Source organism: Edaphobacter paludis, assembly GCF_039993895.1.
Taxonomy (GTDB): domain Bacteria; phylum Acidobacteriota; class Terriglobia; order Terriglobales; family Acidobacteriaceae; genus Edaphobacter; species Edaphobacter paludis.
The window spans coordinates 3,532,886-3,552,621 of record NZ_CP121194.1 but is presented as its reverse complement, the minus strand read 5'-3'; the positions used below and the strand labels follow the sequence as shown (position 1 = coordinate 3,552,621).

The window sequence follows — 19,736 nt, the reverse complement described above, 5'->3', positions numbered from 1 at the left end:
TGGAGAAGCAGGACACTCGGACGTGCCAATGGCAAAGGCTGTCAGGGACGATGAAGTGGAGTGGAATCTGATAAGCGCGATACGCGGAGTATTGCGGAGCCGCCGTGTGGTTTACGCATGCACATTGGCCGGGCTCGTACTGGGAATTTTGATCGCCTTCGCTTGGCCCCAGTGGTACGCTGCGGATGCTGTCTTTCTGCCGCCCCGGGCATCGGACACCATGATTCCCAATTTATCAGGGGCTGGAGGTAGCGCGGGAGGCGCAGGAGCCGCTTTATTGCTTCAGCAAGACCCCAGCGATATGTATCTCGGCATGCTTGCGAGCAGGTCGGTCGAGGACGACGTGATCGATCATCTTGGCCTCATGGCAATTTACCATGCAAAAAAAAAGGTCGATGCTCGCAACACGCTAAAGGGGAAAGCAAAATTTAAAGTTGACAAGAATTCTTTGATTTCAATAGAGGTCTCCGCCAAAGACCCGAAGCTCGCGGCGAATATTGCGAACGCGTATCTGGAGGCCCTTTATCGCTTGAACGGTTCAATGGTTGCGTCGTCGTCTACGCATCGACGGGCCTTCTATGAAGAACAGATGGAGAGTCAGAAAGAGGCACTCGATGCAGCCGAGGTTGCTCTAAAGCAAACTGAAGAAAAAACAGGGATTGTCTTACCTGAGGGCACGGCCCAGGCCGGTTTGAGAACGATTGTCGATCTACAGGCCGCGATTGGAAGTGCGGAGGCGAAGCTCTCAGGCATGCGGATGGGTGCAACAGAAGACAATCCACAAGTGATGCAAGCCCGCGCGGAGCTCGCGGAACTCCGGGCTCAACTGGAACGACAGCAAGCGGACTCGGCGAAACAGAAGCCGGGAACAGGGCTGGCATCGTCAGCCGCCTTGCCTGGACTGGCGATGGAACTTGTGCGGAAAATGCGAGATGTAAAACTGAACGAAACGCTCTACGATACTCTTACGCAGCAGTATGAAAGAGCGCGCATAGAATCACTTGATCCCGGGCCACAATTTCAAATTGTGGATCGAGCAATCGTGCCGGAACGGAAGGCAGGCCCCCCTCGAAAACTCATTGTTCTTGGCGGGATAGTACTTGGGTTCCTTGCCGGGTTGGGTTGGGTCTTGATGGAACGACCTGCGAAGCGGCTAATCAAAGCATGCTTGAGTGACCCAGGAGTGGTTTCGGAAAGGTAATTTGTGGAACAGGAGAGAGAGGCGACTTTAGGCCGCAAAACGGCGGACTCTCGATGGTTGAAGATATTTCTGTTCCTCACTGGAACTCTGGCCTCGACAATTGTTCTAAAAGTCGGGCAGGTCCAATATCTTGAGATACTTTATTTTATTGAGCTGCTCGTCCTTCTGACTGTCTTTTGCAGGAGTGGTTACGTAATCCGGTGGTTTCGCCCGTATCTCAGAATTGCAATCTGGTATCTATTTTTCTCGATTGCGACGCTTATCCTTTCAATTTTTGCGCTGCGTTACGACTTCTATTTCCCCGGTCCTGTCAGTGTTCTGAAATACCCGGTTGTAATTACAGTTTCACGCATTATCGAGCTTCTTGCTTCTGTCTCGATCATGCTCTACCTCGCGAGCAGATTCCGCATAGATCGAAGTAAGATCGCGTTTACGATGCGGGTGTATTTCTGGGTAGGCGTTGTAAGTGCATTTTTTTCGATCGTGAGCTATCCGATTAGCGTCGCCAAGATCGCCGAGTTGGGTTCATATGGTTCATCTCATAGGATGCGCGGATTTTATAACGAAGGCGGCCCCTACGGTTTATATCTAATCAGCGTATTTCTGATCGGTATTACGCTCTATAAAGTTGGCTGGATAAATAAGAACCGTCTGCGGTTTGCATTCGTAATACTTGCCATTGCCTTTTTAGGAAGTCAATCCAAAGCGGCCTTCTGCGCCGTTCTAGTTATCCTGCTACTCAATGGTCTGCTGGCCAAAAGTTTCAGGAAGCGAGTCCTGCTTATTGCCGCAATAGGAATATTCCTCGTGACTATATATCAGTTCATTGATCTCGGAGCGGCGTTCAGAAACTACCAGCGATTAACTCTGGCTTATGAACGGCTTTCGCATCGGCACGCAAAAGATGCAAATTTTGTGTTGGGCAGGGTTGCGGGTGCATTTATTGTTCCTAAAATGGTTGAAGCACATCCAATTGTCGGCGTGGGATGGGGCAACTATGGGCTTGTGAGAGACGCACCGGAATATCGCGGAGCGGCTGCTTTCGCACCCATAAACGACGATCCTGGACTGGGGATCGCGGGTATGACGGCCGAGTTGGGAGTGCCACTGACCTTCTATCTGGCGATCTGCCTTATTCTCCCGTTCATCTATCTCCGCAAGATGCAAGTGCCCTTGTACATCACCAATCTTGCTCTTTTGCAGCCAATAGTACATCTGTTTGGTGGTCAGTTGAATTTGACTTATCCGTGGGTTGTGACGGCGTTCGCGCTTGGTTTAGCCTATTCGTTTAGAGAAGAAGTCGAACCTAAAATGAGAATTGAGGCAAGATGATAGACCGCGTTTTTGTGACGGGCGGAGCTGGTTTTATTGGCTCCAATTTTATATTGGATTACCTGTCGAGAGGAAATGGTCAAGTAGTCAATCTCGACAAGCTGACTTATGCAGGTAATTTAGCTAACCTCGCTTCCGTCAAAGATGATTCCGCTTACACCTTTGTGCGAGGTGACATCTGCGATGCAGAGTTAGTTGCCCAATTACTGGCAAAGTATAGGCCTGCCGCGATCGTTCATTTTGCTGCCGAGAGTCACGTTGACCGTTCCATCGCGGGGCCCGAAGCATTTCTGCGGACGAACATCGATGGAACCTTTACCCTCCTACAGGCTGCGCGCGAATACTATGGTTCGCTGTCCGGCGACGAGCGGAAGCGGTTCCGCTTCGTGCATGTGTCCACCGACGAAGTGTATGGAACGCTAAGTCCAGAGGATCCGGCATTTCATGAAGAGACGCCCTACGCGCCGAATAGTCCCTATGCTGCGTCGAAGGCTGCGAGCGACCATCTGGTGCGTGCATGGGTACATACCTATGGACTCCCAGCCATCATCACGAATTGCTCGAACAATTATGGACCGTTTCAGTTTCCAGAAAAATTGATTCCGCTGATGATTGCAAATGCTCTTCAAGGCAAAGCTCTCCCTATATACGGCGATGGCCAGCAGGTAAGGGATTGGCTGTACGTCGTGGATCATTGTCGAGCCATTCAAGCTGTCCTCGAGCGTGGCCGCGTTGGGGAGACGTACAACGTTGGGGGAGGAAATCAGCGGAGCAATCTGGAGGTGGTAACCACTCTTTGTGCATTGCTGGATGAGATGGTCCCCGAGTCAAAGTTCAGGCCTCATCTTCAGCTTGTGAAGTATGTGACCGATAGACCTGGGCATGATCGCCGTTATGCGATTGACGCGCGGAAACTAGAGAGCGAGTTGGGATGGCGGGCTGAAGAGAGTTTCGAAACCGGACTGAGAAGGACTGTCGAATGGTATCTGGCGAATTCCGCATGGGTGGAAGATGTGACCAGCGGGGCCTATCAAAACTGGGTTGCTCAGAACTACGGAAATCGAGCTGTTACGCACGCCGAGACTAAACAAGCGGCAGCCAAGGAGACTCTGTGAAGGGAATAATTCTTGCCGGCGGTTCCGGTACCAGGTTGCATCCGGTGACGCAGGTGGTTTCAAAGCAGCTTTTGCCGGTTTACGACAAGCCGATGATCTATTACCCATTGTCGGTCCTAATGCTGGCGGGCATTCGGGAGATATTGCTCATCTCGACGCCGGAAGACACGCCGCGCTTCACGCAATTGCTGGGAACCGGCGAGCAGTGGGGCCTTCAGATTGAATACGCCGTGCAGCCATCGCCCGATGGATTGGCGCAGGCATTCCTGATCGGCAAAAAGTTCCTTGCGGGTGATGGGTGCTGCCTCGTACTTGGGGACAACATCTTTTATGGGCATGATTTCGCTACAACGCTTCAACAGGCCGCTGCGGGTGGCCCTGGAGCGACGGTGTTTGCTTATCCGGTGCTCGATCCAGAGCGTTACGGCGTTGTTGAATTCGATGAGCAAAGACGGGCCATCTCTCTCGAAGAGAAGCCCCTAAAGCCGAAGTCGCGGTATGCGGTGACGGGAATTTACTTTTACGACGCGCAGGTGGTTGGCGTGGCAGAGGGACTGAAACCCTCTCCACGGGGAGAACTCGAGATAACCGACGTAAATCGTTGGTATTTGGAGCGGGGTCAGTTGCGGACGGAGTTGCTGGGACGCGGGATGGCCTGGCTCGATACGGGAACCCATGACTCGCTGCTGGAAGCGGCGACGTTTATCCATACCATTGAACAGCGTCAGGGCCTCAAAGTGGCTTGTCCCGAGGAGATTGCCTATCGCCTCGGATATATCGATGCCGAACAAATGAGGGCGCTCGCGGCAAAGATTGCTAAGAGCACCTATGGGCAATACCTGCTGCGACTGCTTGAAGAGACGGTATATTGATGGCCGTGAATACAGACTCGACGGTGCGCGAGCGGATTCTTGTCACGGGTGGCACCGGGCAGGTTGGCAGCGAGCTAGTGAAGGCACTGGCGCTCTTGGGAGACGTCGTCGCGCCAGGACGAGACGAGATGGACCTCGCCAACGCTGAAAGTGTACGTGCAGTAATTCGAACAGTGCAGCCGCGATGGATCGTAAATCCGGCTGCATATACGGCGGTAGATAAGGCCGAGAGTGAACCGGAGCTTGCATTTGCCATCAATGCTGAGGCCGTGAGGACAATAGGTGAGGAGGCCCTGCGAATCAGTGCAGGCGTCATTCACTTTTCGACAGACTATGTCTTCGATGGGACGGGTTCAGTCCCCTATATTGAGACAGATGCGGCCGCGCCGGTGAGCGTATATGGAGCGAGCAAGCTGGCGGGAGAGAGGGCATTGGCCCAGAGCGGTGCGGCCCATATGATTTTTCGTACAAGCTGGGTGTATGGGGCACGGGGAAAGAATTTTCTTCTAACGATTTTGAAGTTGGCTCGAGAGCGGGAGACGTTGCGCGTCGTCGCAGATCAGCATGGTGCACCGACATGGAGTCGGGATTTAGCGGAGATGACAGCGCATGTGATCCGGCAATGTGAGGATGGATCTGATCAGAATCGTCAGTTAGAAGTGTTTGCGGACCGGAGTGGCGTTTACCACGCGGCAGGCGCCGGTGAGACTACATGGTATGAATTTGCTGTGGAGGCGCTACGCCTGCAAAAGGAGCGGGAACCGGGCCAAAAGTTCGCGGCGATTGAGGCCATATCGACAACCCAATATCCGACGCCGGCTCGTCGGCCAGCGAACTCTCGTTTGGATTGCAGGAAGTTGAAGGACAGACTTGGGTGGCAAATGATGGATTGGCATGAATCTTTGCGGAAGGTATTGGCAGAGATCCCGCAGTGATTCTGTGAATTTTTTTAGCAAGCAGGTCTGGTTTGTGGGAGCTAAGCTACTGCGATATCAGAGTCGGACCCGTAGATTGTCTTCGAATGAGGATTCCGCACTCCTAAACTCTCCATACGATTGGCTACTTAGGCGCGACTATGCGACCTTTTCTTCATGCATCGTGCAATGTTTTGCATCCTTTCGGTCGATTGCTCTCGCTATGTAATTGAATTACATAAGCTTGTGCTTTGGTGATTGAGATGCATGTAGGGGTGTCGAGGAATCCTGAGAGAAATCCGGGGACGGAGGTGACGCGCATTGAAGCTGATGTCCATCAGAGCCACGGGAGCTTCCAAAAGGATAAATTTTAGCAGCTTAACTTCGAGCGTTCCGCAACCCAACTCGCTGATTCTTCTTGAAATCGGCCGGTTTGGTTCCAACGGAGCCTTGATGCGCAAGATGCGCTCCTAACTTTGCATCCCTGCTTTCATGAGAAGTTGCCGGGAGCGACTTCCTGTGAGGCTGGAGACAAAGATTTATAGCCGCCAGATTTTATCTGGCGGCTATTTTTTCCTAAGAAGAATGTGACAGCAACTGAAGCGATTCAACCTCTGAGCGCAGGGGCTTCGTTCTTCTGCTTTTCTTCGAGGTACCAGGCCACAGTTTTCTTTAGGCCATCGTGGAAGTGTGCCTTGGGACTGTAGCCAAGCTCACTGGTGGCCCGGCTGATGTCCGCCAGTGAGTGTTGGATGTCGCCTTCGCGGGGAGGTCCGTAGATGGGTTTGGCGGTGAAGCCGAGGTGTTCGGCGATGGTGGCGTAGACCTCGTTGAGGGTGTGGCTCTTGCCGGTGCCGATGTTGAAGACGCGTCCAGTGGCGACTGCGCTGGGTGCGGTGCAGGCCAGAAGGTTGGCGCTCACCGCGTTGTCAACATAGTTGAAGTCTCGGCTGGTGAGGCCGTCGCCAAAGATCGTTGGTGTTTCGCCCGCCATCATCTTGTAGGTGAACTGGGCAATTACGCCGGAGTAGGGCGAGTCGGCAGCCTGGCGGGGGCCGAAGATGTTGAAGTAGCGCAGGCAGACGCCCTCCAGGCCATAGGAGCGGTAGAACGCCTGGATATAGTACTCGCAGGTAAGCTTCTGAACGGCGTAGGGAGACAGCGGGCGTGGCAGCATGTCTTCCTGCTTGGGCTGTGTAGGCTGGTCGCCGTAGGCCGAAGAGGAAGCAGCATAGACGATGCGGCGGACACGGGCATCGCGAGCCGCAACCAGAAGATTCAAGGTACCGTTGATGTTGGATTCATGTGAAGAGACGGGATCCTTGACTGACCGGGGAACAGAGGCGAGCGCGCCCTGATGGAGAATGTAATCGATGCCCTCACAGGCGGACTTCATGCCCGCCACGTCTTGAAGGTCCATCTCCTGGAAGGAAATCCGAGTCCGGATGTCAGCCAGATTTTCCAGGTTGCCCGTGGAGAGGTTGTCGATGCCGCGAACCTCGTGTCCTTGCTCGACGAGGGCGTGGGCGAGCGTTGAACCAATAAAACCTGCAATTCCTGTAATCAAATAACGGGCCATCTATCCTCCACCAGGCATGAGTGTGTCTGGTTGTGTTTAAAGTTTATCGGAGCGGAGATATCCGCCGGTCAGTCATCCCGAGTACTGATGCAGGAGCAGCCAGTTTGTCAATTTCGTTCGCGCAAGTCCATGCAACTTTTGTGCTGTTGGTGCGACCTAGCAAGAAAACGGTTTGAATGGAATAAATCGTATCGGACGAACAGCTTCATTATCCGATATTTTCAAGAGGAATGGGTGTTTTCGAATTTTGCGCCACACAGGTGGACGGCTCGGTTCTTCCAGGTGAAGCGTTAAAATATGGGGGAATCAGCGATCTTTCGAGAAGACGCTGCTTCATTACGGCGAATGCGATAATTGAAATATATGTTGACCAAGAACCCGGTTGTTCTTCCTCAGATTGCCCAGGAACGTTTTGATCGCCTCAAGAGCCGCACTGCCCGAATTGGAGTCATTGGACTCGGTTATGTCGGATTGCCGCTTTCACTTCTGCTTGCGGAGGCCGGGTTTAAAGTAACGGGCTTCGATATCGACAACAAAAAAGTGACAGACCTGGAAGCAGGCCGGTCATATATCTTCCGCATCCCGGCCACGGAGATCCAGGGCGCGCGCGCGCAGGGCTTCAGCGCGACGACCGAATTTTCCCACCTGTCTGATATGGACGCTATTATCATGTGCGTTCCTACTCCGCTGACGGAACATCGTGAACCGGATCTGAGCTACGTCGAGAATACGGCCAAGGCCGCTGCCCCGTGGGTTCGCGAGGGCCAACTCGTCATTCTTGAGAGCACCACCTATCCAGGCACGACGGAAGAGCTGATGATTCCGGTTCTGGAGGCGGGAAACACGAAGGGGCTAAAGGTCCAGAGCGAAGGGGCGGCGGCGGAACACGGCGTCTTCTATGTGGCCTTTTCGCCAGAGCGCGAAGATCCGGGCAATGATACGGTGGCAAGGCGCGACATCCCCAAGGTGGTGGGTGGACATGAGGAGATCGCCACAACGTTGGCGGCGACTTTGTATGAAGGCATCTTTACCCGCGCAGTGCAGGTGTCGTCGACACGCGTGGCGGAGATGACGAAGCTGCTGGAGAACATTTACCGCTGCGTGAATATCGCGTTGGTGAATGAACTGAAACAGCTCTCCCTGAAGATGGGAGTAGACATTTGGGAGGTCATCGATGCTGCGGCGACGAAGCCCTTCGGCTTTCACCCTTTTTATCCAGGACCCGGCCTTGGCGGCCACTGTATTCCGATCGACCCGTTTTACCTGAGCTGGAAGGCCAAAGAGTATGACTTCAATACCCGGTTTATCGAGTTGGCCGGAGAGGTCAATGAGGCGATGCCTGCGCATGTCGTCAACGCAGTAGGGAAAGCTCTGAACCAGCATAAGAAGGCCGTAAATGGCGCAAAAATTCTGATGCTGGGGATGGCCTATAAGAAGAATATCGACGATCTTCGCGAGTCACCGTCGCTGACGATTATCGAATTGCTGCGCGAGGAAGGCGCAGAGGTGCTGTATAACGATCCCTACTTCCCGACCGTGGGCAGGGGGCGACGTTACAACCTGAACATGACCTGCACGCCGCTCGAGAATCTGGAGCAGTATGACTGCGTTCTAATTGTGACCGACCACTCCGACTACAACTATGAGGATATTGTGAGCCAATCGCAGCTAGTTGTGGACTCGCGTAATGCCACGAAGGGGATTCGCTCTCCCAAAGTCGTGCGCTGTTAGCGAAGAACTAATACCGAATGAAGCGGGGGGATATGATCCTCCCGCTTTCTGTTTGCGGTGAACTTTACCTTTGGGCGAGGAGCTTTGTGTATGTCGCAGTAGTCTGCGTCATCATCGCCTCAATCGTGAATTTCTCCGCGACGCGTCGCTTTCCAGCTGCTCCCATTGCCATTGCTTTCGCAGGATCGGTGAGAAGTTTCATGATTGCCTCGGCGAGCGCCTGAGGATCTTCGGAAGGAACTACGAACCCACTGACGCCGTTCTCGACTGCTTCAGCGTTGCCGCCGACGTTGGTTGCGACGACCGGAAGTGAGGCCGCCATGGCTTCGACGATGGCGTTGGAGAAGCCTTCGCTGCGAGAGGGCAGGACGAAGATATCGGCTGCGGAGAGGTGTTCGTACAGATCAGTGACACCGCCAGCGAAGTGAAAGTTATCCCCAAGTTTCAGGTTCTGGATGAGCGCTTGGAGTTCGCTAAAGTAAGCAGGCTCCAGAACTCCGCCGGCGATACTGAAGCAGACGTTGGGAAACTGCGGCACGATGAACGCGGCAGCTTTGATGAAGACATCATGGCCCTTGACGTGACGGATATTGCCTATAGTGGTGATAAGCAGTCTGTCTTTTGGATTGTCTGACGAGGCACTCCAATCGGAGAGGTCGAGGCCGTTATAGATGGTTTGGACCCGGTCGGGATCGATGCCATCTTCTTCGATACAGTGCTGGCGAACAAGTTCAGAGACGGCGAAGACTGCATCCGGCAGACCTGCCATAAGGCGATAGGCGACTATATGTTTTCTGGTCCGCAAGATCCCCATGTCTCTGCGGCTCCAGATGAGCTTCGCGCCCGAGAGAACTTTGGTTACGAACCCAGCCCAGATATCCGAACTTTCAAAAAAAGTCTGGACTATCTGGATGTTTTGCTGCTTAAGGAGGCGGCGAAGCGCCAAGGCTCCCTTCAGTGCGGTGAGATTGTAGGTGCGTTCCAAAGGAAGCAGATAGACGGGACACGGAGCGGACTCGAACGCGGTGGTCACCGGATCGGCTGAGAAAGTGAGAATCGACGCCCGATATCCATATTGCGGCAGGAAAGCGGCCAGTTTAAGCGCGATTCGCTCACCGCCGCCAAGATTCTTCGAAAATTGATCGACGACGAGAAGGACATGAGGCAGCAGGGGGTCTTCGACATTCTGATGACTGGCGGTTGACAAGAGAGTAATCATGGCGGCTGGAAGAACTCGTGGTGCAAGTAATAAGAACGGTAAAACTTAGTGATAAGCCATGTATGGATTGACGGCGGTGCTTGAATCGAGTGCCGCAAGCTTTGCGTCCGTCGACGGGGCCTCAACGAAATTTGCCGCTGATGCAGCAGTGCCAACGAGAGCCCAAATGAGTCCGGTGACTTCAACGTAGGTCCATCGGTCACCAAAGCAGTTGAGAATAATACTGGCGCAGATGGTAAGAAAAAGGCCAAAACCGAAACCCCTGTAAAGAGGGTCCTTTGCTCGCCTGAAGAGTCCATAGGACAGGGCAAGCATCTGTTGAAGCATCAGGAGGGCAAGCAGACCGCCCACAATGCCTGTTTCAACGAGAACTTTAACATACCAGTTATGAGTATCTTTCAGATCGGCGACATGGTCTCCGTATTGGAAGGTTGCATAGCCGTTCCCGAAGATTGGCTCGCTGTAGAAGGATTTCTTGGCGTTTTCCCAGAGATCGACGCGTTCCTGCGCAGACGCTTCAAGCTGGCCGTTAGAATCTCTTGTCATGGAGATCCGCTCGTTTACGGCGACCGGCACGATAGCCTGCCAGGTAAACAAAAAGATGGCAATGATAGGAATAAGCTTTCGATCCTTCATTATGCCGAGCAGAACCGCGACGACCACGACTGCGAGGTAAGCTGCACGGGAAAAGGTGTACATGGTCGCAAACAGGGTGGTAGCGACCAACGCATAACACAGCAATCGGGCCTTTTTGCGTTTAAGAAACTGCCCGAAGCCCCAGAAAAACATGGCAAACTGGGCCAGGAATGCCGCAAGGCCATTTGCGCCTGCGAACCCGAGCGGGCCGCCGTCACGCTTACTCTCGTCAAAACTCCCCCAGGTTCGCGACATGCTATCCATCAATGAGCTTCGGTCGATGGCCAGCAATGAAATCGCTGTAAACAGGATTACGTTTCGAACAGCCTTCCTGTCTTCGACAACTAATCCCGCTGCGACAAAAATCAGCGGAATCATCATGTAGTCTTTCCATGTTGAGAAGTTGAGGTCATGGATCCAAAGGGGCGCGTTTGCATGGCCGAGCGCAAACCCGAGCCACATCGAAAAATAGAGATAGACCCCCATGATGAGCCAAATGAGGTAGAGGCGTGACTTCGGAAGCCTTTTCCCTTGGATAATCGCCCCGACAATGATCGAAAGTACCAGAATCGTCAGAACGTTAGGGCCCAGAGGATAGCCGAGAAAATGATCCCGCATGGTGCGGTAGGGGATCAACAGAATGACGAAATAAAATGTCTGGAGTGGTTTTCCCGTCAGGGCGCGAATTGCCATGACGAAGCAGCCCAGGTAAAAAGCCAACGGGATATAGTGTCCAATTCCTGTTCCCACGACATCATCTCCCAGCGGTTAAGAAGTAAGAAAGCAAGATTCTGGCAAAAGAGATAAGTTCATCTGACCCATACCCTACTCCGCCTGGTAATGAAATTATAGAAGGCGAGCACCGCAGCTGCATTTAGTACGACAAAGGTATTGGCTATGGCGATCGGCTTGAATTTCCCAAGAGGGCCGGCCAGGCTTCCGAGGGCAGCCAGCAGGTAGAAAAGTACCTGGACGAAGAGAATTGCCCGATAGAAAGAACCCCCGGCTAGCGCTGATGTTGCGATCATGACAAATAGAAGCAGCGGAACCAGAAGCCGTAGGAGTTTGTGGCTGATGAAGCGAAAGAGGAGCGGATTCTCGGGGGAGAGCAGCCAGGGTGAAATTCGGAGCAATTGGTAGTTGCCGGTCAAGGTGCGGACTTTTCTGGAAAACTCCTTTCCTTTTTCGCTGAAAAGCCGATCTCGCGCAATGGCAGAGGGTTGGAATATGACCCGCTGACCGGCGCGCACCACATTCATCGGAATAAAGACGTCGTCAAGGATGGTCCCGGCAGGGATCTCCGTGTACAGTTCGCGCCGGATAGCGTAGATAGCTCCTGTCACCCCTACAACTGAACCCGAAGCGGATTCGAGCTTGCGAATTGCCTTTTCAATCTTCCAATAGATGCCGAGTCCGTCCGTAGATGGCAGTCCAGGCGCGGCTTCGAGTAAAAGATCGCCGCTGACCGCGCCCACCTGCAGGTCTGCGAAGCAGGAGGCCAATTCCGAAACAGCGTTGGCCTCTATCGACTGGCGTGCATCCAGGAAGACGAGGATTTCGCCAGTCGCTTGTCGGACAGCGTGGTTCAGAGCCAAGGCTTTACCGTGGGATTCATCGAGGATGACAGAAGTGATTGTGGCCGAGTTTTCACGAAGGATATCCGCAGTGCGGTCCGTTGAACCATCTGAGGTGATTACGACTTGCAAGTGACCGCGCGGATAGTCAAGGAGGCTAAGATTCTTGAGCTTGGCCGGGAGATTTGCTTCCTCGTTGCGTGCGGCGATGATAATGGAAACCGTTGGCGTTATCGCCTGTTTCCGAATGGGATTGTTGCGTATGCGGGCGTAAAGCCACAGCCAGACGGCATAACCAAAGTAGGCATATGCCACAACGGCGAAGGAGATCCAGAAAAGTGATCTCATCGAGCGCTCCGGGAAGCCAGAAGCGTATTCGTTGAAAACCCGTACGGGGGGAAGAATGAATGACGGCAATGGACCGGAGGGCCAGCAAGATCGCAAGGATCGCACCACGCGCAAGTCCAGACAGTCAGCTTAATGTTCACAAACTTCCCTTGCAGGCGCGGCCAAATGGGCCCTGCTATTCATTTAGCGCTACACAGATCAGATATTCTCTTGCTTTGCGAGATGCAAGGGGCGGATCGGTGCTGCTCCCCTCATGATACGTGACATCGATTTGCCGATCCAACGATGAGTCTGCGACTCAAGTGGTATAGGAAGACCCTTCCTTATTTGGAGAAAATTGCCACTGTATATGATGATAGAAGCGAAGAGCCTCTCTCATCTGATAGCTATATATGGTGGAACTCTAGAGGGATGCAGACTATGCCTCCCATTTGGGGAATGGCTAATATCGTTTACTTTTATCGCTGATACCAACAATATTTGTCTGCAATACATAGGCTCATGGCTAATACTAAGCGTTTTGCATTCAATGTACTCATGAATTGGGCAGCTGTGGCAGTCGGCATGGTGGTGCCGTTCTTCCTCACTCCATTCGTAGTGCGGCACCTCGGCTCTGCGGCGTACGGCGTCTGGATACTTGCGGTTTCGACGGTGGCGTACCTGAATCTTCTTGATCTGGGGCTGCGCAGTGCGGTTATACGGTTTGTCTCCAAAGCAGACGCGGAAGGGAATCTTGAAGACGCGCAGGCGGCTATCGGTGCTGCGCTATGGTTCAGGCTGCTCATTTCAGCGGTGGTCGTGGTTATCAGTATCCTGCTGGCGCTTTCCTTCCCTCATCTGTTCAAGGTCCCCTCCGATCTGCGAAGAGCTTCCCAGATAACCGTATTGATGTGCGCGCTGGGAATCGCCGTCACTCTCATTTCGGGCGTCTTTGGTGCCGTGCTTGCAGCAATTCACCGCTTCGACATCTTGAGTTGGGTAACAGTGATGCAAACCCTTGCCCGTGCAGGCGGCGTTCTGCTCCTGCTGCGCAGTGGCAGAGGATTGGTGGCGCTCGCTTATTGGGAGTTTACGGTCGTTCTCTTGACGGGGCTGGTCACCGCGGCCATCGCGTTGAAGATGTTTCCGGCTTCCAGAGTGCCAGTGCGGCGTCCACGTGGGGAGATCCTAAAGGCAATCTGGTCGTATAGCTTCACGACATTTGTCTTGATTATTGCTGTACAGGTCATCATTAATACGGACAACCTTGCGGTGGGCGCATTTTTGTCGGTGGGGTTGGTTGCGTTTTATTCGATCGGCAGCAGCCTTGTTTCGTATTCAAGCCAGGTTTCCTCCGCGGTATCCACTACCTTCGCGCCACTGGCGAGCAATCTGGAAGCATCAGGTCAGTTTGACGAGCTTAGAAAATTGCTGATACGCGGAACCCAGGGTACGCTCGCCCTGATGTTGCCCATCAGTGTTGCACTGCTCTTTCGCGGTAAAACCTTTATCGGACTATGGGTTGGTCAAGAATATAGCGAGACGTCCGGGACAGTACTACAGATTTTGATGATCGCCCAGTTTTTCAGTGTGGCAAGTTCGACGGCTGGCGCCATCATGATGGCGATCGGAAAGCACAAGCCCGTGGCGAAATGGGCAGTGATTGAAGCGCTCGTTAATCTTGGTCTCAGTCTCGTCCTGGTGGAGACGGTAGGGCTCTATGGGGTAGCCTGGGGCACATCACTTTCCACTGCCGTTATCTATATGATTTTCTGGCCGCGCTATGTTCATAAAATTCTTGGAGTGTCTGTTGGCCGGTTCTTATGGGAGGGTTGGACAAAGGTGACTCTGTGCGTCGTTCCCTATGGCATCGCCAGCATCCTAGCGGATAGATTCTGGCATGCCCCTAATATGATTATTTTCTTTGGTCAGATTCTCGCAACGCTCCCCGTGTACGTAATTTGCCTATTGCTCGTATTTCGCAATGATGCACACGCTCTCTTCCAGAAGTGGCGCCAATCGAGACGAGTACAAGCAGAGGCCACATTATGAAAAAGACGGACCGCTTGCGAGTCGTGGTGCTTACCGATACTTTCCTTCCCCATGCGGGAGGTTCCCGCTTTTACTACTACAATTTATTTAAGCGAATTGCAGGCCTGGGCCACGAAGTTACCATTGAGACGAGCAAGGTACCAGGATGGCAGGAATTCGACACAAGAGAACAAACGGCCACATTCAAAATTAAACGGCGCTTTACCCCGTTGCCCGATCTGAGTTATTCCCAACTCCCAAAGATTGCCGGCCCATTACTGACAGCGTTCGTCGATTCGGTGTTTCATCGTCCAGACATTATCCATTGCGGAGACCTTTATCCGGGGGGGATGATCGGGGTAATACTGAAAAAGTTGTTAGGGATACCGTATGTCGCATACTGTCATGGAGAAGACATCACGCTGACGGACAAACGAAGATTTCAGCCTCGGCTACGAAACTTTATTTATCGAAATTCGGACGCAGTCGTTGCAAACGGCGCCTTTGCAATTGAGAACTTAATACGGATAGGAATTCAGCGGGATAAGATCCACAAGATAACTCCAGGCCTGGATACGAGTGTGTTCTATCCAGTTGCGGCTGATTCAAGTCTGCGTCAACACTACAACATTGAGAGTAACGAACTTGTGGTGATGACGGTAGCGCGACTAGTCCCACGTAAGGGACACGCGCGGGTCATGCGGGCTTTAGCGGCACTTCGGTCAGAGGTATCGCCGTTCAAGTATGTAATCGTGGGTCGTGGGTCAATCGAAGCAGAACTGCGCGATCTCGCTAACCAACTCAACCTTCGGGATAAGGTGGTCTTTGCTGGGTTTGTTGCGGATGATAAGTTGAACCAACACTATAATATGGCTGATATTGTTGTGATGCCTAACACCGAAGAGGCGGGTGACATTGAAGGTTTTGGGATGGTATTTCTGGAAGCAAATGCCGCGGGCAAGCCAGTCATCGGCGGACGTTCCGGGGGAACCGCTGAAGCTGTCGCTGAAGGCGAGTCAGGATTTCTAGTCGATAGCGATGAAGACTTTGAATTACGGGATGCCCTGCAACGATTGCTTATGGACGCCAGTTTGCGGGAGAGTATGGGAGCGAAAGGATTGCAGCGGGCAAGGACGGAATTTGACTGGGATACACGTGCAGCACTGCTGGGCCAGATAAGTGCCGATATTGTTGCTTCGAAGCGATAATATCGGGCAATAGGGACTGTAGCCGCAGGTTAGAGGTAGGAACGAGTTATGGGGCATTGGGAAACACCTGAGTCGGCGGTCAGCGTATTAGTGCCGACCTATAATCGAGCGCATTTCCTCCCTGAGACTCTTGACTCAATTCTTTCACAGACCTATTCGCCTGCAGAGATCATCGTGGTCGATGACGGTTCGACGGACGACACGCAAGATGTGGTCTCGCGGCTCTACCCGAAGGTAAAGTATCATCGCATTAATAATTCCGGGGTTTGCACTGCCCGGAATATAGCAGCTTCGTTCGCGACTTCTCCTTACATCGCATTCTGTGACAGTGATGATCTGTGGCGACAAGACAAGCTTGAAAAGCAGATGGAGCTTCACCTTCGGCATCCAGAAGTGCAACACTCATTTACTAACTTCTCCATCGTCACAGAAGGGAACTGGGCCCGCGAAACCAAGTTTGATGGTGCGAGGCCGACTTTCTTTGCCCATTGTGAAAAGGCGCTCGATTTTGCCTTGATATGCGGCGCATCACTTTATGACGAACTATTAACGTTTCAGCCTATCTTTCCATCTACGACGCTGATGTCCAGAGATTTTTTTTATAGAATTGGTGGTTATAAGGATTCTCTTGGACGAGTGCTATCCGAGGACCTGGAATTTGCGCTTCGCTGTGTTCAGCATGCTCCAATTGGGATTATTACCGAACCGGTGGTCGGAATCAGAAAGCATACGTCCAATTTTTCAGGAAGCACTTTCGCGACAACGTGTGGCGAGATCGAGATTTTGAATTATGCTCTTCAGAACCATTCAGTGACAGAGTCTACGAAAGAGCTACTGGCGGATCAAATAGCGCTTCGTCGGGTAGGAGCATCCTATGGCGCGTTTTCAGCGGGTAGGTTTACGGCATGCAAGGAACTCTTATCTGCGATTCCCAATCGCTACCTGACGCCGAAGCTGCGGCTGAAGCTCCTCATCTCTAACAGCCCGGAACCAATCGCTAGATTTTTGCAGAAATTGTTCGTCCAGTCCTAGCGGATTTCACTGTGCGCTTCAACAATCTTGGAGGCCAGGTATGGCATGCGGAGATTGGAACGATACGCTCCTGTATTTCTGAACCATCCATCCCAAAGTCCGGCGAGAATGGCCTGGCGCGAGACTTCGTTGCCTTTAACGAGTTTTAGAAACTTTAATTGAGTCGTGTATTGCCACCATAATGGCTTGATTCTGCCGAATAAGCTCACATGCTTTTTCCAGAAATAGATCTCGTTTCGCGCCATGTAGTACCAGAAATGAGGTTTTATTTCGTCAGGGGTCTCTTTAGCTGATCTTTCCGTGTGATACACGACGGAGTTAAAGTCAACCACGTTGCGGAATCCAGCCTTGTTGGCCCTAAGTGAAAGGTCAGTATCTTCCCAATAGGCGAAGAGCGCCGCGTCGAAACCCCCAATTTTGCGCACCATGGCAACTCTTACCAGAAGGGCTGTGCCTAGCAGCATGATCTGGCCGGGATCGCTGGTTATCCATCGGCGCCCAACCTCAATATCTTTGGTCGAATCACACCGGGGGGTTTTGGGATCGAATCTTCCTACTACATGAACCAACTTTGATGGGTCATGTAGGGTCGCGATGATAGGGGAAATCAATCCAATGGTGTGGTCGTGTTCTGCGATTCGAATGAGCGAGGACAATGCATTTGCTTCGGTAACGGCATCGCTATTCAACAGCCAGACATAATCGGCATTGCTCTGAACAGCCAAGTCGAAGCCAAGATTGCAACCGCCGGTGTAGCCGAGGTTTTCGGGGGAGAGGATCAGTTGAACGCGGTCACTGACAAGCTCTTTGAGTATCTCCGCCGAGTTGTCGATTGATCCGTTTTCAATGATCGCCACCCTGAGGTTTTGGTAATCCATCGCAAATACAGATGCAACGGCGGTTTTCGTCTCTTCTGGAGAGTTCCAGTTCAAGATGACAACGAGTACACTGGGGCCTTTGCCTGACTCAAAACTCAGCGATTGCGGCAGCGGAGATGACAACGCTAAAAGCTCCTTATGGGCGGCAATAGAGGGGGAGTAGAAGCAGGTGCGGAATAGCTAATGCGGGCGCCGGACAACCTGACGCCCAGCATATCATAGTGACTTGCAGAAAATTTCGGGGAATCGAATGAACCCGGCTACAATGCAAGCTTGGTGTGAAACACGGATGCTGCGGGCTGAGATCACCCGAATCACTCACCAGGTATTGCATTAATAGGAGTCTAAATGGTGCTCAAGCGATGTGCGATTGGCGTCTTTTGCCTGTTATTTATATTTCTTACCGTTGGACCCCGACAGACCCAACCCGTTCAAGCAGCAGCCAAATTGACCGAACCACCTTCAACGAGGCCTTCACTGTCCACTTGGTTTGTGCGGCAAGACGGCGGTGACCGTAAACAATGCACCGGCAGGGCAGATGCACCCTATTCAGGCCGAGGGTCAAAGCAGCCCTGTGCCCTTAATCATCCCTATTACTTATTCACGAGTCAAGAGCAAGGGGACGATCACTGGATCATTGGTGGCGGAGATACCGTCATCATACGAGGTGGGCCCTATCGCATGGGTTACAAGGGGCCGAATCCAAATGACGGGTGGGGCTCCTGTGCCGGCGACCCATATCGATGCTCTATGCCGCCTGTGCCATCGGGAACCGCCGACCATCCAACGCGGCTGCTTGGCGAAAACTATGCAAGCTGCAATAAGAAAACGCAATTATTTGGAGGCTATGGACTCGACGCGATTATTGTTCTGGGGGGCTCTCAGCATGTTGATATCGAGTGTCTCGAACTGACAGACCATGGCCAATGTACTCGTGCCGGTGCGGGATATCCAGCGTCAGAAGGATGCAGTAGCTCATACCCACTGTCCGATTATGCTTCTATTGGTATCGTTACAAGCAATAAGACTGCTGATGTCACCCTCAGAAATCTGGATATACATGGTCTAACGTCAAGAGGCATTCTGGGTGCAATCGGAGGGGTATTTACTGTCGATCATGTGCGGCTAGGATTCAATGGCATGGCTGGTTGGGACTTTGATGATGGCAATGGAACCGCCAGTTCGCCCGACGCAACGGTGAATGCTTCTTATCTGACTGTGGAATGGAGTGGCTGTAATGAGGAGTACCCGATCAGCCATTCAACTCCAGCTTTCAGTTGCTTCGACCAAAATGACGCTGGTTATGGCGACGGCGTAGGGACTTCGGATACTCCGCTGAATTTTACCTGTGACCATTGTGTCTTCCGATACAACACGCAGGATGGATTTGATCTGCTGCATACCAGCGGCAGCCTGATCTCGATCAAAAATTCGTCGTCTTATGGCAACATGGGCCAGCAGTGGAAATTTGGTGCGATGAAAGGCGTTGTCTTTCAGAACAACCTGACCGTGAATAACTGTAGCCGGATGTCCGCGCCGTTCCCCGGAGCGCCGGAGGGCTATCACAGATATCTTTCCCTGTTCTGCCGGGCGGCAGGCGAAGGAATTGCTTTCAGGATCACCGATAGTGGAACTTATCTCTTTCAGAACAACAGCTTTGCCGGCTATGGAACGACAAGTTATGACATTAGCTGCTGGATAAGCTGCAAGAAGGCAACTGTCACATACCAAAATAATCTAAATATTGGCTATAAAAATCCTGCCGACCGCGAGGTGCCAGCGGTGTTCTACTTCGATAACGTACCGGGCAATCCGTTTGTGACCCAGGATCATAATATCTACTACAACATGCGAAGTTGTCCCTCGGGTTCAACGCAACATTGTTCCGATCCGAAGATAGTCAGGATGCCCGTCTGGAATGGAGAAGCTTCCCTTGACGACATTGACTTTCACCTGACGGCCTCGAGCCCGGCACGTGGAGGCGGTGTGGCCCCGCGGCAGCTTCCTACCGATCACGACGGAGTGCCGCTGCCAGCGGGTGCCGGATACGATATTGGAGCTTTTCACTTTCATCCCTGATTCGGCGC

At 52.6% G+C, this 19,736-nt stretch carries 15 protein-coding genes; 10 read left to right on the top strand and 5 right to left on the bottom strand.

Annotated elements, in window-relative coordinates; genetic code table 11:
• Positions 1 to 28: 28 nt before the first annotated feature.
• From P4G45_RS14775 to rfbD, 5 genes are read left to right on the top strand one after another with little or no spacing between them, the layout of a single operon-like run.
• Positions 29 to 1,201, top strand: coding sequence for a GNVR domain-containing protein (locus P4G45_RS14775; protein WP_348267244.1), 1,173 nt, complete (start codon positions 29 to 31; stop codon positions 1,199 to 1,201).
• A gap of 3 nt (positions 1,202 to 1,204) precedes the next feature.
• Positions 1,205 to 2,533 (top strand): hypothetical protein, encoded by a 1,329-nt coding sequence (locus P4G45_RS14770; protein ID WP_348267243.1) that lies wholly within the window; start codon positions 1,205 to 1,207, stop codon positions 2,531 to 2,533.
• On the top strand, positions 2,530 to 3,648 hold the full coding sequence (gene rfbB, locus P4G45_RS14765; RefSeq protein WP_348267242.1) for a dTDP-glucose 4,6-dehydratase: 1,119 nt from the start codon (positions 2,530 to 2,532) through the stop codon (positions 3,646 to 3,648). Before P4G45_RS14770 ends, rfbB begins: the two co-directional genes overlap by 4 nt.
• Positions 3,645 to 4,520, top strand: coding sequence for a glucose-1-phosphate thymidylyltransferase RfbA (gene rfbA, locus P4G45_RS14760; protein ID WP_348267241.1), 876 nt, complete (start codon positions 3,645 to 3,647; stop codon positions 4,518 to 4,520). The genes rfbB and rfbA overlap by 4 nt, the downstream gene beginning before the upstream one ends.
• A complete protein-coding gene (gene rfbD, locus P4G45_RS14755) occupies positions 4,520 to 5,455 on the top strand; it encodes a dTDP-4-dehydrorhamnose reductase (protein ID WP_348267240.1) in 936 nt (311 codons plus the stop codon). Before rfbA ends, rfbD begins: the two co-directional genes overlap by 1 nt.
• 586 nt (positions 5,456 to 6,041) lie before the next feature.
• Here the strand turns inward: rfbD and P4G45_RS14750 are convergent.
• Complete coding sequence (locus P4G45_RS14750; RefSeq protein ID WP_348267239.1) at positions 6,042 to 7,013, bottom strand: SDR family oxidoreductase; 972 nt, start codon at positions 7,011 to 7,013, stop codon at positions 6,042 to 6,044.
• A gap of 363 nt (positions 7,014 to 7,376) precedes the next feature.
• Between P4G45_RS14750 and P4G45_RS14745 the strand changes: the two genes are divergently transcribed.
• Positions 7,377 to 8,744 (top strand): nucleotide sugar dehydrogenase, encoded by a 1,368-nt coding sequence (locus P4G45_RS14745; RefSeq protein ID WP_348267238.1) that lies wholly within the window; start codon positions 7,377 to 7,379, stop codon positions 8,742 to 8,744.
• A 64-nt stretch (positions 8,745 to 8,808) separates the two neighbouring features.
• Here the strand turns inward: P4G45_RS14745 and P4G45_RS14740 are convergent, their stop codons facing one another.
• Genes P4G45_RS14740 through P4G45_RS14730 form a run of 3 tightly spaced genes read right to left on the bottom strand, consistent with a single transcriptional unit; the run spans position 8,809 to position 12,521 of the window.
• Positions 8,809 to 9,963, bottom strand: coding sequence for a glycosyltransferase (locus P4G45_RS14740; RefSeq protein WP_348267237.1), 1,155 nt, complete (start codon positions 9,961 to 9,963; stop codon positions 8,809 to 8,811).
• Between the two features lie 45 nt (positions 9,964 to 10,008).
• Positions 10,009 to 11,349, bottom strand: a complete 1,341-nt coding sequence (locus P4G45_RS14735) for an O-antigen ligase family protein (RefSeq protein WP_348267236.1) — start codon at positions 11,347 to 11,349, stop codon at positions 10,009 to 10,011.
• A gap of 59 nt (positions 11,350 to 11,408) precedes the next feature.
• Entirely contained in the window at positions 11,409 to 12,521 is a 1,113-nt protein-coding gene (locus P4G45_RS14730; protein WP_348267235.1) for a glycosyltransferase family 2 protein, read from the bottom strand.
• Between the two features lie 501 nt (positions 12,522 to 13,022).
• Between P4G45_RS14730 and P4G45_RS14725 the strand changes: the two genes are divergently transcribed.
• The 3 genes from P4G45_RS14725 to P4G45_RS14715 are packed head-to-tail and all read left to right on the top strand — an operon-like array spanning position 13,023 to position 16,771.
• A complete protein-coding gene (locus P4G45_RS14725) occupies positions 13,023 to 14,552 on the top strand; it encodes a polysaccharide biosynthesis C-terminal domain-containing protein (protein ID WP_348267234.1) in 1,530 nt (509 codons plus the stop codon).
• Entirely contained in the window at positions 14,549 to 15,739 is a 1,191-nt protein-coding gene (locus P4G45_RS14720; RefSeq protein WP_348267233.1) for a glycosyltransferase family 4 protein, read from the top strand. The genes P4G45_RS14725 and P4G45_RS14720 overlap by 4 nt, the downstream gene beginning before the upstream one ends.
• 48 nt (positions 15,740 to 15,787) lie before the next feature.
• Positions 15,788 to 16,771 (top strand): glycosyltransferase, encoded by a 984-nt coding sequence (locus P4G45_RS14715; RefSeq protein WP_348267232.1) that lies wholly within the window; start codon positions 15,788 to 15,790, stop codon positions 16,769 to 16,771.
• Here the strand turns inward: P4G45_RS14715 and P4G45_RS14710 are convergent.
• On the bottom strand, positions 16,768 to 17,772 hold the full coding sequence (locus P4G45_RS14710) for a glycosyltransferase family 2 protein (RefSeq protein WP_348267231.1): 1,005 nt from the start codon (positions 17,770 to 17,772) through the stop codon (positions 16,768 to 16,770). The genes P4G45_RS14715 and P4G45_RS14710 overlap by 4 nt on opposite strands.
• Before the next feature lie 225 nt (positions 17,773 to 17,997).
• On the opposite strand from P4G45_RS14710, the gene P4G45_RS14705 reads away from it, so the two are divergent.
• Positions 17,998 to 19,728: a choice-of-anchor Q domain-containing protein gene (locus P4G45_RS14705; RefSeq protein ID WP_348267230.1), complete on the top strand. Its 1,731-nt coding sequence runs from the start codon at positions 17,998 to 18,000 to the stop codon at positions 19,726 to 19,728.
• The last annotated feature ends 8 nt before the right edge of the window (positions 19,729 to 19,736 follow it).

Excerpts from the sequence above, each read along its gene's own strand:
- P4G45_RS14775 (WP_348267244.1), top strand. The coding sequence starts at position 29 with ATGGCAAAGGCTGTCAGGGACGATGAAGTGGAGTGGAATCTGATAAGC.
- rfbB (WP_348267242.1), top strand. The coding sequence starts at position 2,530 with ATGATAGACCGCGTTTTTGTGACGGGCGGAGCTGGTTTTATTGGCTCC.
- rfbD (WP_348267240.1), top strand. The coding sequence starts at position 4,520 with ATGGCCGTGAATACAGACTCGACGGTGCGCGAGCGGATTCTTGTCACG.
- P4G45_RS14750 (WP_348267239.1), bottom strand. The coding sequence starts at position 7,013 with ATGGCCCGTTATTTGATTACAGGAATTGCAGGTTTTATTGGTTCAACG.
- P4G45_RS14745 (WP_348267238.1), top strand. The coding sequence starts at position 7,377 with ATGTTGACCAAGAACCCGGTTGTTCTTCCTCAGATTGCCCAGGAACGT.
- P4G45_RS14740 (WP_348267237.1), bottom strand. The coding sequence starts at position 9,963 with ATGATTACTCTCTTGTCAACCGCCAGTCATCAGAATGTCGAAGACCCC.
- P4G45_RS14730 (WP_348267235.1), bottom strand. The coding sequence starts at position 12,521 with ATGAGATCACTTTTCTGGATCTCCTTCGCCGTTGTGGCATATGCCTAC.
- P4G45_RS14725 (WP_348267234.1), top strand. The coding sequence starts at position 13,023 with ATGGCTAATACTAAGCGTTTTGCATTCAATGTACTCATGAATTGGGCA.
- P4G45_RS14720 (WP_348267233.1), top strand. The coding sequence starts at position 14,549 with ATGAAAAAGACGGACCGCTTGCGAGTCGTGGTGCTTACCGATACTTTC.
- P4G45_RS14715 (WP_348267232.1), top strand. The coding sequence starts at position 15,788 with ATGGGGCATTGGGAAACACCTGAGTCGGCGGTCAGCGTATTAGTGCCG.
- P4G45_RS14705 (WP_348267230.1), top strand. The coding sequence starts at position 17,998 with ATGGTGCTCAAGCGATGTGCGATTGGCGTCTTTTGCCTGTTATTTATA.